Origin of the sequence: Streptomyces sp. NPDC052020, from assembly GCF_040680575.1 — a bacterium.
Lineage (GTDB): Bacteria > Actinomycetota > Actinomycetes > Streptomycetales > Streptomycetaceae > Streptomyces.
On the sequence record NZ_JBFAWY010000008.1, the window covers coordinates 211717 to 226592 of the forward strand.

Here is a 14876-nt window from a genome sequence, read left to right on the forward strand (position 1 = left end):
CCTGGCACGATGTCAGGGTGACCGCACCGCTGACTCCGCCCCCGCCCCCGCACGACGATTCGTCGCACCGGCAGACGCCGCCGTCCGCCGGCGCGCACACGTGGGGCGGCGCGTACGGACAGGACGGCCCCGGGATGAAGACCGAAGTGCGCGAGGCCGTGGTGACGGCCGTCGGGGTGACGGTCGCCGGGGTGCTGCTCGGGGTGGTGTGGTGGTGGCTGGCGCCGCGCGTGCCCCTGGTCGGGGACGCCGTCGACGGCACCTGGGTCGTCTACCTCAAGGACACCGAGGGCGAGCAGGCCATCGGCGTCGACGGAACGTTCACGCTGCTGGCGCTGGCCTTCGGCGCGGTCAGCGCGGCGGTCGTCTTCCTGCTGCGGCGGCGCGGCGGCGTGCCGCTGGTGGTCGCGCTCGGCGTCGGGGGCCTGCTCGGCTCTCTGCTGGCGTGGCGGACCGGGGTGTGGCTCGGTCCCGGACAGGACGTGATCGCCCAGGCCAAGGAGGCCGGCAAGGGCGTGACGTTCCAGGCGCCGCTGAGGCTCGGCGCGAAGGGGGCGCTGCTGGCCTGGCCCCTGGCCGCGCTGCTGGTCCACCTGGGGCTGACGGCGCTGTTCGGGCCGCGGGACCCGGAACCGTACCCGCAGGGTCCCCTCCCGCAGGGCGGCCCGTACCCGCAGGGCCCCTACGACGGGCCGCGCGACCCGTACGGGAAGTCTCCCGGGGCGTGAGCCCCGGCGCGCGGCGCCGGGCCCCGCGCGCACGCCGCTCCCGCGCGCCGGACGTCAGCGGGCGGGAGCCGCCCGGCGAGCGGTCACACGCGCCCCACGGGCGCGAGAACGGCGTCCGTGAGCCGGGCGAGGTCGCCGGGCGCGAGCTCCACCTCCAGGCCGCGGCGGCCGGCGGAGACGCAGATCGTGCCGTGCGCCGCGGCCGAGGCGTCCAGCACCGTCGGGAGCTTCTTGCGCTGGCCGAGGGGGGAGATGCCGCCGCGGACGTAGCCGGTGGCGCGTTCCGCGAGCGCCGGGTCGGCCATCGCCGCGCGCTTGCCGCCCACCGCCGCCGCCAGCGCCTTCAGGTCCAGCTGGCCCGCCACCGGGACCACCGCCACCGTCAGGGCCCCGTCGACGTCGGCCACCAGCGTCTTGAACACCCGGTCGGGGGAGACGCCCATCGCCTCCGCCGCCTCCTCGCCGTAGGAGGGGTGGGAGGGGTCGTGGTCGTAGGAGTGGACCGTGTACGGCACTCCCGCCGCGGTGAGCGCCACCGTCGCGGGCGTTCCGCCGGCCCGCCGGCCGCCGCCCTGGTGCGCACGCGCTTCGCGCGCCCCGTCCCGCTTCTTCGCCTTCTTCGCCATCCGGCCTGTTCCCGTACTCGTCGCGTCGGTACGTCGGTTGGGTACGTCGATTCGGTACGTCAGTTGAGACTCGTCGGGCCGCGCGTCAGCTCCGACGCCGGCAACGACGGCAGCGTACGGATGATGGCCGTCTCCGCGCGAAGGAGTTTCAGCTCGTCGCGCAGCCGGGACGCGGTGTCCGGGGCCTGGAGCAGCCGCTGCTTGGTGGGCGTGTCCAGCACCATCGCGGCGGCCACCAGATAGGAGACCACGCCCGGCTCGTCCGGCAGGTCCGCGCCGGTCGCCAGCGACCGCTCCCGCGCCCCCGCCAGCCGCTTCTGGTACTGGCGGAAGGCCCGCAGCACCCCCTCGGCCAGCGCCCCCGCCTCGTCGCCGGGTTCCTCGGCGAGCGGTTCCAGCTCGGCCGTCAGGAAGGGCCCCGAGGCGTCCACCGACAGCAGCCGGACCCGGGTCGTCCCGGTCGCCAGCACCTCGAAGGTGCCGTCGGGACGCTCCCGGATGGTGGCCGCGTCCGCCACGCAGCCCACTTTGTGGAACGCCTTGGCCGGATCGGGGCCGAACCCGGCGGCGGCGCCCCGCTCGGGCAGCGCCGTCGGATCGGGCAGGCCGGGCGCGCTGGGCGCCACCTCGTGGCCGTCCCGGATCGCCACGACGGCGAACCGGCGCGGCTCGTCCTCGGACGTCTTCAGCAGCTCGCGCATCATGGCGCGATAACGCGCCTCGAAGACGCTCAGCGGGAGGACGAGCCCCGGGAACAGGACCGAGTTCAGGGGGAACAGGGGGAGCCGGACGGTGGTCACGACGCAGAAGCCTAATGGTCGGCGGAGCGGACACGGCGGCCGTGCCCGTATCGGGGGCGGCCGGAACGCGCCGGCACCGGCGCGCGGGCCACCGCCGCGCGCACGTCGCGGCGCACGTCCAGAAAGCGGCCGAGCGGATCGTCCGCCTCCCGGTCCCAGGGGAAGGACGTCGCGTACGGGCCGGTCAGCCGCAGTTGCTCCAGGGCGTCCGCCCGGCGTCCCAGGCGCACCAGCACGTACGCCAGCAGGTTGCGCAGCTCCGCGGGCCACGGGTCGGCGGCCGGATAGGCGGACGAGAGCGCGATCGCGAGATCGGCCGCCGCGTGCAGCCGGGCCCGCTCCACCCCCCGCCCGCCGCCCGCGGCCAGGCACGCGAACGCGGCCCGCAGCGGCAGCGCCCGCACCAGGGCCCCCTCGGGCGCGTCCTGCGCGGCGGTCTCGGCGAAGTCCAGGCACGCGCGGTGCGCGCCGGGCGAGGTGGCGGCCAGGTATTCCAGTGCCGCGACATGGCTGCCGTAGTGGTGCGGGCAGCGGCGGACGGCCTCGCCCCACAGCCGCTCGAACTCGGCCGGCTTGGTGCCCCGGCCCAGCGCGCCGTCCAGCGCGATCCGCCAGGGCACCGGGTCGCGCCCGCCGCGGTCGGCGGCCGCCGCGATCGCCGGGGCCGCCTGGCGCAGCAGCTCCGCGCGGGCCGGCGACTCCCAGCAGCGGTCCACCGCGAGGCGGGCCCCGACCAGCAGGGCGTCCGGGTCGTGCGGGGCGGCGGCGTACCAGGCCCGCAGCCACTCCGGGCGCGAGCGGGCGATGGCCGCCAGCCGGGCCGCGTACCGGTCGCGGTGCTCCCACTCGGCGCTCGCGCGGGTGGCGGCGAGCAGCTCGGCCGCGGGCGCGTACCCGCCGTGCGCCGCCGCGATCAGGGCCGGGGCGAGGCGGTCGTCGGGCACGTCGAGGAGCACCTCGTCCTCGGCGGGCGGTCCGGCGGCCAGGCGCGGCGGCTTCCCGCTCACCCGCGCCCTACTCAGGAGCATGCGCAGCAGAGCCATGGTGCCGACCATTGAAAGTGCGCAGGTCAGCAGCGCGCCAGCGCTCCGGTGGAACTCATGGAAAGTTGTACGGAGTTCAGTCAAGGAAGGGCAAAGAGGTGGGTGCCCGCGTCACTTCCGCACCGGCGGTCTCCCCGGAGGGCCGCCGCCGGCCGCACCTCAGCCGCGGCGCAGCAGCCGGGTCGCCCCCGCCGCCACCGTCGTCGCCAGGACCCAGCCCAGCAGGACCATCGCCGCCGCCAGCCACTGCCAGCCGCCGCTCAGCTGCCAGGCGCCGGCCTGGCCGAGCTCGATCACCGGCAGCAGCAGGTCGAGGGCGAACAGGGCCGGATCCCACGCCGGATGCTCACCCCGCTTCACGGGCGGGTGCCCCGCGTGCGCGAACGCGACCGAGCCCGCCGCCCACAGCACCGCCATCCACACCGCGGCCCGGCCCGGCCGGTAGCCGTAGGCAACCGTCCAGTCCTGCGCGTACCCCCACAGCTTGGGGGCGAGCGGCAGGCTCTCGCGGCGCCGGCGCTGCTTGGCGAGCAGCACCTCCCGGGCGTCCTCGTCCTCGCCGCCGGACCGCAGCACGGCCGCGAGCCGTTCGTAGGGCTCCGGGTTGTACTCGGCGGTCGCGGCGGCCACCCAGTCCAGCCGCTCCGCCAGCGGGAACGGGCCGCGCGGCACCAGGTTCTCGTAGCAGAAGCCGCCCATGTGCAGCCGTCCCGGGCCCGGCCAGCTGTCCGCCCGGTCCATCAGGTTGACCACCCGCGCCCCCGACAGCACCACCCGGCCGCGCGCCGGGCGCTCGCCGAGGAACCGCAGCTCGGGCGTCTGCACCCGGCGCAGCGACAGCTCCTGCTCGTCGGTGAGGGTGAAGCGGGCCCGCTCGAAGTCGAGCGCGTCGCCGAACCGGCCGTCGTCCAGCCGCATCCCGCCCTCGCACTCGAACCGCTGCACCCGGATGCCCTCCACCGGCGTCATCCCGCTGAGCAGGGGGCCGCCGACGCCCGTGACGCCCGCCGGGGTCATGTAGAGGGTGCGCTCGACGGACAGCTGGGGGGCGTTCAGCGCGAGCCGCGCCGAGGGGTTGCTCAGGCGGGCGCCCCGCAGGCTCAGCGAGACCCCGACGGTGGCGCCGCGCAGGCTCAGCTCGCCGTCCGACTCCAGCATCTCGGCCTGGAGGTCCTGCCCGACGCTCAGCCCGTCCCCGGCGATCGACCGGCCGCTGCGGTCCCGGTGCACGATCGCCTGGTTGAGCAGCAGATCCGTGCCTATCTGGGCGTCGGTGAGCCGGATGCCGTGCCGGAAGCGGCAGCGCGGCAGATGCAGATCGCCCTCGGTCTGCACCCGGGCCGCCTCCAGGCGCGGCACCGAGCAGTCCACCAGCCGGACGGTGGTGAAGCGGGCCTCGGGCAGCAGGACCTCCCGCTCGAAGCGGCAGCCCCGCATCTCGACGTACGGCACGACCGTGCCGCCCGCCAGGTCCAGCGCGTCGACGACCTGGACACCGACGAGCTTGAGCGAGGAGACCCGGCCGGTCAGCGCGGGCGGCCCGTCCAGCAGCAGCCAGCACACGATCCGGGCCCGCACGGTCCGCTCCGGGCCCCAGGGATGCGCTCCGTGCGGATCGTCGGCCAGCGCGTCCCCGCTGCTGAGGTCGTACACGCTGCCGTTGCGGAAGGCCTGCCACATGCCGGCCTCCGCGGCGGTCAGGTCGTCCGGCAGGTCCCCGGGGCTGAGCCCGGCACCCTCGGTCACGGTGCTTCCCTTCGTCACCCGCTGCTCGCGAGTCGGTTCCCGATACAACCGTTCATGCCCGCTGTGTCACCGCTCGAACACCCAACGTGAGAAGGATCTGTCGTACCGGAAACCGAGGGGGCCCGTGCGGGTGGTGTGCACCACGTTCCGTATCAGTCACTGATACGTGCGGACGGTGCCGGACGCGGGTCTGAGAGAATTGGTTGCGTGATCTCCCGAATCGATCTGCGCGGCGACGCCCTTCCCGAGGGCCCCGCCCTGCGCGACCTGCTGCCCCGAGCCGACTTCGACGTCTCGGCCGCCCTGGAGAAGGTGCGTCCGATCTGCGAGGCCGTGCATCATCGCGGCGACGCGGCGCTGATCGACTTCGCCGAGAAGTTCGACGGCGTACGGCTGGAGTCCGTCCGCGTGCCGCGGCAGGCGCTCGCCGACGCCCTGGAGCGGCTCGACCCGGCCGTGCGCGCGGCTCTGGAGGAGTCGATCCGCCGCGCCCGCCTCGTCCACCGCGCCCAGCGCCGTACCACCCACACCACCCAGGTGGTGCCCGGCGGCACCGTCACCGAGAAGTGGGTGCCGGTCGAGCGCGTCGGTCTCTACGCCCCCGGCGGACGCTCCGTCTATCCCTCCTCCGTGATCATGAACGCCGTGCCCGCGCAGGAGGCCGGCGTCGAGTCGATCGCCCTGGCCTCACCGGCCCAGGCCGAGTTCGGCGGCCTGCCGCACCCGACGATCCTCGCCGCCTGCGAGCTGCTCGGCGTGGACGAGGTCTACGCGGCCGGCGGCGCCACGGCCGTCGCGATGTTCGCCTACGGCACCGAGTCCTGCCCGCCCGCCGTCATGGTCACCGGCCCCGGCAACATCTGGGTCGCCGCCGCCAAGCGCTACTTCACCGGCCGTATCGGCATCGACGCCGAGGCCGGCCCGACCGAGATCGCCATCCTCGCCGACGACACCGCCGACCCGGTGCACGTCGCCTCCGACCTGATCAGCCAGGCCGAGCACGACCCGCTGGCCGCGGCCGTCCTGGTCACCGACTCCGTCCGGCTCGCGGACGCGGTGGAGAAGGAACTGGCCCCCCAGGTCGCCGCGAGCAAGCACGTCGAGGACCGCATCCGCCCGGCCCTGTCCGGCAAGCAGTCCGCGATCGTGCTGGTCGACGGCGTCGAGGAGGGCCTGCGCGTGGTCGACGCCTACGGCGCCGAGCACCTGGAGATCCAGACGGCCGACGCCGCCGCGGTCGCCGACCGCGTCCGCAACGCCGGCGCGGTCTTCATCGGCCCCTGGGCGCCGGTCTCGCTGGGCGACTACGCGGCCGGCTCCAACCACGTCCTGCCCACCGGCGGCTGCGCCTGCCACTCCTCCGGCCTGTCCGTCCAGTCCTTCCTGCGCGGCATCCACGTCGTGGACTACTCCAAGGACGCGCTGGCCGAGGTCGCGCACCACGTGGTGACGCTGGCGGAGGCGGAGGACCTGCCCGCGCACGGCGCGGCGATCAAGGCCCGGTTCGACTGGAAGGTTCCCGAGGGCAAGTGACCGGCGACACCCCCGCGTCCCCCTGGGACGAGCTTCCCGTCCGTGACGAGCTGCGCGGCAAGTCCCCCTACGGCGCGCCCCAGCTGGACGTCCCGGTACGGCTGAACACCAACGAGAACCCGTACCCGCTGCCCGAGCCGCTGGTCGAGCGCATCGCCGAGCGGGTGCGCGAGGCCGCCCGCGGCCTGAACCGCTACCCCGACCGGGACGCGGTCGAGCTGCGTACCAGGCTGGCCGAGTACCTGACAAAGACCTCCGGGCACCCCCTCGGCGTCGAGAACGTCTGGGCCGCCAACGGCTCCAACGAGGTCCTCCAGCAGTTGCTCCAGACCTTCGGCGGGCCGGGCCGCACCGCGATCGGCTTCGAGCCGTCGTACTCGATGCACGGCCTCATCGCACGCGGCACCGGCACCGGCTGGCTCTCCGGGCCGCGAAGCGAGGACTTCACCATCGACGTGGCCGCCGCCGAGAAGGCCATCGCCGAGCACCGCCCGGACGTCGTCTTCATCACCTCCCCCAACAACCCCACCGGCACCGCGGTCCCGCCCGAGACGGTCCTCGCCCTGTACGAGGCCGCGCAGGCGGCCAAGCCGTCGATGGTGGTCGTGGACGAGGCGTACATCGAGTTCAGCCACGGCCGCTCGCTGCTGCCGCTGCTCGAAGGGCGCCCGCACCTCGTCGTCTCCCGCACGATGTCGAAGGCGTTCGGCGCCGCCGGCCTGCGCCTGGGCTACCTGGCCGCGCACCCGGCCGTCGTCGACGCCGTCCAGCTCGTCCGGCTGCCCTACCATCTGTCGGCCGTCACCCAGGCGACCGCGCTGGCCGCCCTGGAGCACACCGACACCCTGCTCGGTTACGTCGAGCAGCTCAAGGCCGAGCGGGACCGGCTCGTCGCCGGACTGCGCGCGCTCGGCTACGAGGTGACGGAATCGGACGCCAACTTCGTGCAGTTCGGGCGCTTCGCCGACGCCCACGACGTGTGGCGCGAGATCCTCGACCGGGGCGTCCTGGTGCGGGACAACGGCGTGCCGGGATGGCTGCGGGTCACCGCCGGAACGCCCGAGGAGAACGACGCGTTCCTCGACGCGGTACGTGAACTGAGGTGTTCGGTGGGGCAGATCCCCACACCCCCTAAGGAGCAGAGCGCATGAGCCGCGTAGGACGCGTGGAGCGGACCACCAAGGAGACCTCGGTCGTCGTCGAGATCGACCTCGACGGCACCGGCAAGACCGACATCGCGACCGGCGTCGGCTTCTACGACCACATGCTCGACCAGCTCGGCCGGCACGGTCTGTTCGACCTGACCGTGAAGACCAAGGGCGACCTGCACATCGACTCCCACCACACCATCGAGGACACCGCCCTCGCGCTGGGCGCCGCCTTCAAGCAGGCCCTCGGCGACAAGGTGGGCATCTACCGCTTCGGCAACTGCACGGTCCCGCTGGACGAGTCCCTCGCCCAGGTCACCGTCGACCTGTCCGGCCGCCCGTACCTCGTGCACACCGAGCCCGAGAAGATGGCGCCGATGATCGGCGAGTACGACACCACGATGACCCGGCACATCCTGGAGTCCTTCGTCGCCCAGGCCCAGATCGCGCTGCACGTGCACGTGCCCTACGGGCGCAACGCGCACCACATCGTGGAGTGCCAGTTCAAGGCGCTGGCGCGGGCGCTGCGCTACGCCAGCGAGCGCGACCCGCGGGCCGCGGGCATCCTCCCCTCGACGAAGGGCGCGCTGTGAACGGCATCTCGACCATCCTGATCGTCGTCGGCCTCTTCCTGGTCGGCGGGATCATCTCCTTCGTCAAGCAGAAGATGCCCACGAGCCTGATCGTGCTGCTCTCCATCGGCGCCGCGATGTGTCTGGTCGCCGGGGTCCTGCGGCTGGAGGTGTGGAATTGAGCACGGTGAGCACCGCTCCCGCGAAGAAGGTCGTCGTCTTCGACTACGGCTTCGGCAACGTCCGCTCCGCCGAGCGCGCCCTGGCACGCGCGGGAGCCGACGTCGAGATCACCCGCGACTTCGACAAGGCGATGAACGCCGACGGTCTGCTGGTGCCCGGCGTCGGCGCCTTCGCCGCCTGCATGCAGGGGCTCAAGGAGGCGCGCGGCGACTGGATCATCGACCGCCGGCTCTCCGGCGGGCGCCCGGTGATGGGCATCTGCGTCGGCATGCAGATCCTCTTCGCCCGCGGCATCGAGCACGGCGTGCAGGCCGAGGGCCTCGACGAGTGGCCCGGCACGGTCGAGCCGCTCCAGGCCGACGTCGTGCCGCACATGGGCTGGAACACCGTCGACGCGCCGGCCGGCTCGGAGCTGTTCGCCGGGCTGGACGCCGACGCGCGCTTCTACTTCGTGCACTCCTACGCGGTCCACGACTGGTCCCTCGAAACCCACAACCCGGCCATCGCCGCGCCCAGGGTCACCTGGACCACGCACGGCAAGCCGTTCGTGGCCGCCGTCGAGAACGGCGCCCTGTGGGCGACGCAGTTCCACCCCGAGAAGTCCGGCGACGCCGGTGCCCAGCTCCTCACCAACTGGATCGGAACCCTGTAGCGACATGGCCAAGCTCGAACTCCTCCCCGCCGTCGACGTCCGCGACGGCCAGGCCGTCCGCCTCGTGCACGGCGAGTCCGGCACCGAGACCTCCTACGGCTCCCCCCTGGACGCCGCCCTGGCCTGGCAGCGCTCCGGCGCCGAGTGGCTGCACCTGGTCGACCTGGACGCCGCGTTCGGCACCGGGAACAACCGCGAGCTGATCGCCGAGGTCGCGGGGGCGATGGACATCAAGGTGGAGCTGTCCGGCGGCATCCGCGACGACGACACGCTCGCCGCCGCCCTGGCCACCGGCTGTACCCGGGTGAACCTCGGCACGGCCGCCCTGGAGTCCCCGGAGTGGGTCGCCAGGGTCATCGCCGAGCACGGCGACAAGATCGCCGTCGGTCTCGACGTCCGCGGCACGACCCTGCGCGGCCGGGGCTGGACCCGCGACGGCGGCGACCTCTACGAGACGCTGGAGCGGCTCGACAAGGAGGGCTGCGCCCGCTACGTCGTCACCGACATCGCCAAGGACGGCACCCTCCAGGGCCCCAACCTGGACCTCCTGAAGAACGTGTGCGCGGCGACGGACCGCCCGGTCGTCGCCTCCGGCGGCGTGTCCTCCCTGGACGACCTGCGCGCCATCGCCGGTCTCGTCCCGCTCGGTGTCGAGGGCGCCATCGTAGGGAAGGCGCTGTACGCGAAGGCGTTCACCCTGGAAGAGGCCTTGGAGGCTGTGTCGTCATGACGTCCGAAGCCGTGCGGCGTGTGCAGAGCGGAAGTCCCTGGGAAGAGTCCTTCGGTTTCGCACGCGCCGTCGCGGCGGGCGACCGCGTCCTGGTGGCGGGCACGACGTCCTTCAGGGGCAGCGTGCTGTACGGGGAGGGCGACCCCTACGAGCAGGCCAAGGTGGCCTTCACCACCGCGCTGGAGGCGATCGCCGAGTTCGGCCTGGGCGTCGACTCCGTCGTCCGCACCCGTGTGCATCTCGCGCACTCCCGGGACGTCGACGAGGTGGGCCGGGCCCACAAGGAGCTGTTCGACGCCGTACGCCCCGTCACGACCCTGCTGGTCGTGGAGGGGTTCATCGACCCGCGCGTGCTGGTGTCGGTGGAACTGGAAGCCTTCAGAGGCTAGAGACCTTCGTGTACTGAGGAGCCGTGGAGTCATGACCCTGGCGGTCCGAGTCATCCCCTGCCTGGACGTGGACAACGGCCGGGTCGTCAAGGGGGTCAACTTCCAGAACCTGCGCGACGCGGGCGACCCCGTCGAGATGGCCAAGGTGTACGACGCCGAGGGCGCCGACGAGTTGACGTTCCTGGACATCACCGCCTCGTCGGGCAACCGCGAGACGACCTACGACGTGGTGCGCCGCACCGCCGAGCAGGTGTTCATCCCGCTGACGGTGGGCGGCGGCGTGCGCACCGCCGAGGACGTCGACAAGCTGCTGCGGGCGGGCGCGGACAAGGTCGGCGTCAACACGGCGGCCATCGCCCGCCCCGACCTGATCCGCGAGATCGCCGAACGCTTCGGCCGCCAGGTGCTGGTCCTGTCCGTCGACGCCCGGCGCACCCCGTCCGGCTCCTTCGAGGTCACCACCCACGGCGGCCGGCGCGGCACCGGCATCGACGCCGTCGAGTGGGCCCACCGGGCGGCCGAGCTGGGCGCGGGCGAGATCCTGCTGAACTCGATGGACGCGGACGGCACGAAGGACGGCTACGACCTGGAGATGATCGCCGCCGTCCGCGAGCACGTCACGGTCCCGGTGATCGCCTCCGGTGGCGCCGGCAAGCTCGCCGACTTCCCGCCGGCCGTCGCGGCCGGCGCGGACGCGGTGCTGGCGGCGTCCGTGTTCCACTTCGGCGACCTGCGCGTCGGCGAGGTGAAGCAGACGCTGCGGGAGGCCGGCCACGCCGTACGGTGACGCCGGGACGGGCCGGAGCCCCGGGGCACCCGGCCCGCCCCCGCGCGTGAGGTCACATCCCGAGCCGCTTGGTCTCCTGGAGCCGGGCGATGGCGTCCTTCTCGCCGTCCAGGTCCACCGTGGCCGCGCTCTGCCGGCCGAAGGCGAACAGCAGCAGTTCGGACGGATCGCCGGTCGCCGTCACCACCGGGGTGCCGCGGTGGGCGACCGCCGTCTGCCCGTTCGGGCGGCGCAGCACCAGACCGGTCGGGACGCCGCGGCCGACCAGGCGGGCGGTGCGCTCCAGGCGGGACCACAGGGCGTCCTGGAAGACCGGGTCCAGTTCGCGGGGCGTCCAGTCCGGCTGGGCGCGGCGGACGTCCTCGGCGTGGACGTAGAACTCGACGGTGTTGGCCGCCTCGTCGACCTGTTTGAGGGAGAAGGGCGAGAAACGCGGCGGGCCGGTGCGGATGAGCTGGATCAGCTCCTCGTACGGCTTCGCGGAGTACTCCTCCATCACGCGGTCCAGCCGCGTCGCCAGCTGCTTGATCAGGGTGCCCCCGGCCGCGTCGGGCCGGCGCTCGCGGACCACCACGTGCGCGGCGAGGTCACGGGTCCGCCAGCCTTCGCAGAGGGTGGGGGCGTCCGGCCCGGCCGTCTCCAGCAGGTCGGCCAGCAGAAGCCGTTCACGCTTGGCGAATGTCGACATGGAGTCAGCCTACGGCGGGGCGGCGCGTCCGCACAGTGAACGCGGCCGGAGCGCACCCGCCACGCGCGGCACAATGGTCGGCATGACCAACCCGTCCCCCCGGCCCAGCCGCCTCGACCCGGAGATCGCCGCGCGGCTCAAGCGCAGCCCCGACGGCCTCCTGCCCGCCATCGCCCAGCAGTACGACACCGGTGAGGTGCTGATGCTCGGCTGGATGGACGACGAGGCGCTGCATCGCACGCTCACCACCGGCCGCTGCACCTACTGGTCGCGCAGCCGCCGGGAGTACTGGGTCAAGGGCGACACCTCCGGTCACTTCCAGTGGGTGAAGTCCGTCGCCCTGGACTGCGACGCCGACACCGTCCTCGTCAAGGTCGACCAGGTCGGCGCCGCCTGCCACACCGGCGCCCGCACCTGCTTCGACGCCGACGTGCTGCTCAAGGACGGCGCCGGTTCCGGCGCCGCGGCCCCGGATCAGTAGGGTCGGCCGCCATGGACCTCGAAACGTTCCGCAAGCTGGCGGCCGACCGCCGGGTCATCCCGGTCACCCGCAAGCTCCTCGCCGACGGCGACACCCCGGTCGCGCTCTACCGCAAGCTGGCCGCCGAGCGCCCCGGCACCTTCCTGCTGGAGTCCGCGGAGAACGGGCGCTCCTGGTCCCGGTACTCCTTCGTGGGCGTGCGGTCGGCGGCGACGCTGACGGAACGGGACGGCGAGGCCCACTGGCTCGGCACGCCGCCCGTCGGCGTCCCCGCGGCCGGTGATCCGCTCGCCGCCCTGCGCGCCACCGTGGAGGCCCTGCACACCCCCCGCGACCTGGCGCACGACCTGGGACTGCCGCCGTTCACCGGCGGCATGGTCGGCTATCTCGGCTATGACATCGTGCGCCGTCTGGAGAAGGTCGGCCCCGGGGACCGGGACGATCTCCGCATCCCCGAGCTCACCATGCTCCTGACCAGCGATCTCGCCGTCATGGACCACTGGGAGGGCGCCGTCTGGCTGATCGCCAACGCGATCAACCACAACGACCTCGACACCGGTGTCGACGAGGCGTACGCCGACGCGGTCGCCCGCCTGGACGCCATGGAGGCCGACCTGACCCGCGCGGTCGCCCAGCCCCCGGCCGCGCTGCCGCCCTCGGAGCTGCCGGAGTACACCGCGCGGTGGGGCGGCCCCGACTACCAGGCGGCCGTCGAGGACATCAAGGAACGCATCCGCGCCGGGGAAGCCTTCCAGGTGGTTCCCTCCCAGCGCTTCGAGACGCCGTGCACGGCGAGCGCCCTGGACGTGTACCGGGTGCTGCGGGCCACCAACCCCTCCCCGTACATGTACCTGTTCCGCTTCGACGGCTTCGACGTCGTCGGCTCGTCCCCCGAGGCGCTGGTCAAGGTCGAGGACGGGCGGGCCATGCTCCACCCCATCGCCGGCACCCGGCCCCGCGGCGCCACCCCGCGGGAGGACCAGGCCCTCGCCGAGGAACTCCTCGCCGACCCCAAGGAGCGCGCCGAGCACCTCATGCTCGTCGACCTGGGCCGCAACGACCTGGGGCGGGTCTGCGAGCCCGGCTCGGTCGAGGTCGTCGACTTCATGTCCATCGAGCGCTACTCGCACGTCATGCACATCGTCTCCACGGTCACCGGCCGCGTCGCGCCCGGCCGGACCGCCTTCGACGTGCTGACCGCCTGCTTCCCGGCCGGCACCCTCTCCGGGGCGCCCAAGCCGCGCGCGCTGCGGATCATCGACGAACTGGAGCCGTCCCGGCGCGGCCTGTACGGCGGCTGCGTCGGCTACCTGGACTTCGCGGGCGACTCCGACACCGCCATCGCGATCCGCACCGCGCTGCTGCGCGACGGCACCGCCTACGTCCAGGCGGGCGCCGGTGTCGTCGCCGACTCCGACCCGGTCGCGGAGGACACCGAGTGCCGCAACAAGGCGGCGGCGGTGCTGCGGGCCGTGCACACGGCGAACCGGCTGGGAAGGGGCTGAGCCGAACCCCGGGTGACGGTTCGCCCGGGGTTCAGGCGATAGTGGAGTACGTGACTGCCGCACCGCACCCCCGTACCGAAGCCGCACGACCCGCCCGGGCCGGCCGCCGGAGCCTCGCCCTCGCGCTGCTGTGCGGCGCGCTGGGCGCGGCCGTGGCGCTGCTGGCCACCCGGCAGGAGTGGGCTCAGGGCACCGTGTCGGTGGCCGGCGGCGCCTTCCCGCTGACCGCCAAGGGCAGCGACGTCACGGGCGTGCCCGCGGCGCTCGCCATAGTGGGGCTCGCCGCGCTCGTCGCCGTCTTCGCGGTCCGCCGCGCCGGACGGACGGCGGTCGCGGGCCTGCTGGCGCTGTGCGGCTCGGGCACCGTCGCGGCGGCCCTGACCGGCGCCTGTGACGGCTCCGCCCTCGACGAGCAGGCCGCCCGCGCGGCCGGTGACACCTCCGCCACCGTGGACGCGCTCACCCACACCGCCTGGCCCTACGTCGCCGCCGCGGGCGGCGTCCTGATCCTGCTGGCCGGACTGCTCGCCCTGCGCTACGGCCGGCTGTGGCCCTCGATGTCCGGCCGCTACGAGCGCTCCGGCGCCCCCCGCCCGCGCCGTACCGCCGCCGCCGACCCCGACCGCCCCGAGGAGATCTGGAAGGCCCTCGACCGGGGCGAGGACCCGACCGGCGCCTGACCCGGCCCCGGTCCGGCCTCTCCGGTCCGGTCCGGTCCGCCAGAGGTTCACCCACGCCCGTCTGGGCACTCGTCCCCGCGCGGTGTCCGGGCCCCCGGTGGTCGCGTGCGGCACCGAAGGCCCGGCCTTCCCGCGCGTCACGCGTGCCGGGGGAGCACCCCCGATCACTCCACGCGCGCGCGTGCGGGACAATGGGCGCACGAGCGTCCCGCTCGGACACGCACAGAGCAACGAGGAGCAAGCAATGGCGGGCAGCAGCCACGGTCACACCCCGGCCGCCTGGACCGGTGTCATCATCGCCTTCATCGGTTTCTGCGTCGCGGGCGCGTTCACGGTGATGGCCCAGCCCGTGGGCTTCTGGGCCGGCATGGCGGTCGTGCTCCTCGGCGGCATCGTCGGCGCCATCATGCGCGGGATGGGCCTCGGCCAGCCGAAGGACACCCACCCGGTGCACCTGGCCACGGACAAGAAGCAGGCCGACAAGCGCCAGCCGGCGGGCGTCGAGGGCTGATCTCCGTACGGCATCCGTACGGGCCCGCCGACCGGCGGGCCGCGTACCGGAGCCGGGTGCGGCTTCGTGGAGGG

General features: G+C 73.9%; 18 protein-coding genes. 13 read left to right on the forward strand and 5 right to left on the reverse strand.

Going from position 1 to position 14876, the window contains the following annotated elements; genetic code table 11:
- Positions 1-17 precede the first annotated feature (17 nt).
- On the forward strand, positions 18-728 hold the full coding sequence (locus AB0L74_RS11185) for an AAA family ATPase (RefSeq protein WP_365648748.1): 711 nt from the start codon (positions 18-20) through the stop codon (positions 726-728).
- A gap of 83 nt (positions 729-811) precedes the next feature.
- Here the strand turns inward: AB0L74_RS11185 and ybaK are convergent, their stop codons facing one another.
- The 4 genes from ybaK to AB0L74_RS11205 form a co-directional block, all read right to left on the reverse strand.
- The gene (ybaK, locus tag AB0L74_RS11190) at positions 812-1354 is read right to left on the reverse strand and encodes a Cys-tRNA(Pro) deacylase (RefSeq protein WP_365648751.1); all 543 of its coding nucleotides are present in this window, start codon (positions 1352-1354) and stop codon (positions 812-814) included.
- Between the two features lie 59 nt (positions 1355-1413).
- On the reverse strand, positions 1414-2154 hold the full coding sequence (locus AB0L74_RS11195) for an LON peptidase substrate-binding domain-containing protein (RefSeq protein ID WP_365648754.1): 741 nt from the start codon (positions 2152-2154) through the stop codon (positions 1414-1416).
- An 11-nt stretch (positions 2155-2165) separates the two neighbouring features.
- Entirely contained in the window at positions 2166-3197 is a 1032-nt protein-coding gene (locus tag AB0L74_RS11200; RefSeq protein WP_365648757.1) for a hypothetical protein, read from the reverse strand.
- 159 nt (positions 3198-3356) lie between these two features.
- Entirely contained in the window at positions 3357-4943 is a 1587-nt protein-coding gene (locus AB0L74_RS11205) for an oxidoreductase (RefSeq protein WP_365648760.1), read from the reverse strand.
- Positions 4944-5150: 207 nt separating this feature from the next.
- Here AB0L74_RS11205 and hisD point away from each other — a divergent pair, with 207 nt between their 5' ends.
- The 8 genes from hisD to hisF are packed head-to-tail and all read left to right on the forward strand — an operon-like array spanning position 5151 to position 10937.
- Entirely contained in the window at positions 5151-6476 is a 1326-nt protein-coding gene (hisD, locus tag AB0L74_RS11210) for a histidinol dehydrogenase (protein WP_365648763.1), read from the forward strand.
- Positions 6473-7627: a histidinol-phosphate transaminase gene (locus AB0L74_RS11215; RefSeq protein WP_365648766.1), complete on the forward strand. Its 1155-nt coding sequence runs from the start codon at positions 6473-6475 to the stop codon at positions 7625-7627. The genes hisD and AB0L74_RS11215 overlap by 4 nt, the downstream gene beginning before the upstream one ends.
- The gene (hisB, locus tag AB0L74_RS11220) at positions 7624-8217 is read left to right on the forward strand and encodes an imidazoleglycerol-phosphate dehydratase HisB (protein ID WP_365648768.1); all 594 of its coding nucleotides are present in this window, start codon (positions 7624-7626) and stop codon (positions 8215-8217) included. Before AB0L74_RS11215 ends, hisB begins: the two co-directional genes overlap by 4 nt.
- Positions 8214-8378, forward strand: a complete 165-nt coding sequence (locus AB0L74_RS11225) for a hypothetical protein (protein WP_365648770.1) — start codon at positions 8214-8216, stop codon at positions 8376-8378. Before hisB ends, AB0L74_RS11225 begins: the two co-directional genes overlap by 4 nt.
- Positions 8379-8383: 5 nt before the next feature.
- A complete protein-coding gene (gene hisH, locus AB0L74_RS11230) occupies positions 8384-9031 on the forward strand; it encodes an imidazole glycerol phosphate synthase subunit HisH (RefSeq protein WP_365648918.1) in 648 nt (215 codons plus the stop codon).
- A gap of 4 nt (positions 9032-9035) precedes the next feature.
- The gene (gene priA / locus AB0L74_RS11235; protein ID WP_365648772.1) at positions 9036-9761 is read left to right on the forward strand and encodes a bifunctional 1-(5-phosphoribosyl)-5-((5-phosphoribosylamino)methylideneamino)imidazole-4-carboxamide isomerase/phosphoribosylanthranilate isomerase PriA; all 726 of its coding nucleotides are present in this window, start codon (positions 9036-9038) and stop codon (positions 9759-9761) included.
- Positions 9758-10150 carry a RidA family protein gene (locus AB0L74_RS11240; RefSeq protein ID WP_365648774.1) on the forward strand — a complete coding sequence of 131 codons (393 nt, stop codon included), beginning with the start codon at positions 9758-9760 and terminating at the stop codon, positions 10148-10150. The genes priA and AB0L74_RS11240 overlap by 4 nt, the downstream gene beginning before the upstream one ends.
- A gap of 31 nt (positions 10151-10181) precedes the next feature.
- Positions 10182-10937, forward strand: coding sequence for an imidazole glycerol phosphate synthase subunit HisF (gene hisF, locus AB0L74_RS11245; protein ID WP_365648776.1), 756 nt, complete (start codon positions 10182-10184; stop codon positions 10935-10937).
- A 52-nt stretch (positions 10938-10989) separates the two neighbouring features.
- On the opposite strand, the gene AB0L74_RS11250 is transcribed toward hisF, so the two are convergent.
- Positions 10990-11625 carry a TIGR03085 family metal-binding protein gene (locus AB0L74_RS11250; RefSeq protein ID WP_365648778.1) on the reverse strand — a complete coding sequence of 212 codons (636 nt, stop codon included), beginning with the start codon at positions 11623-11625 and terminating at the stop codon, positions 10990-10992.
- An 82-nt stretch (positions 11626-11707) separates the two neighbouring features.
- On the opposite strand from AB0L74_RS11250, the gene hisI reads away from it, so the two are divergent.
- From hisI to AB0L74_RS11270, 4 genes are all read left to right on the forward strand, one after another.
- Complete coding sequence (gene hisI, locus AB0L74_RS11255; RefSeq protein WP_365648780.1) at positions 11708-12106, forward strand: phosphoribosyl-AMP cyclohydrolase; 399 nt, start codon at positions 11708-11710, stop codon at positions 12104-12106.
- Positions 12107-12117: 11 nt separating this feature from the next.
- Entirely contained in the window at positions 12118-13611 is a 1494-nt protein-coding gene (locus AB0L74_RS11260) for an anthranilate synthase component I (RefSeq protein WP_365648782.1), read from the forward strand.
- A gap of 41 nt (positions 13612-13652) precedes the next feature.
- On the forward strand, positions 13653-14291 hold the full coding sequence (locus AB0L74_RS11265; RefSeq protein WP_365648784.1) for a TIGR02234 family membrane protein: 639 nt from the start codon (positions 13653-13655) through the stop codon (positions 14289-14291).
- A 244-nt stretch (positions 14292-14535) separates the two neighbouring features.
- Entirely contained in the window at positions 14536-14802 is a 267-nt protein-coding gene (locus AB0L74_RS11270) for an HGxxPAAW family protein (protein ID WP_365648786.1), read from the forward strand.
- The last annotated feature ends 74 nt before the right edge of the window (positions 14803-14876 follow it).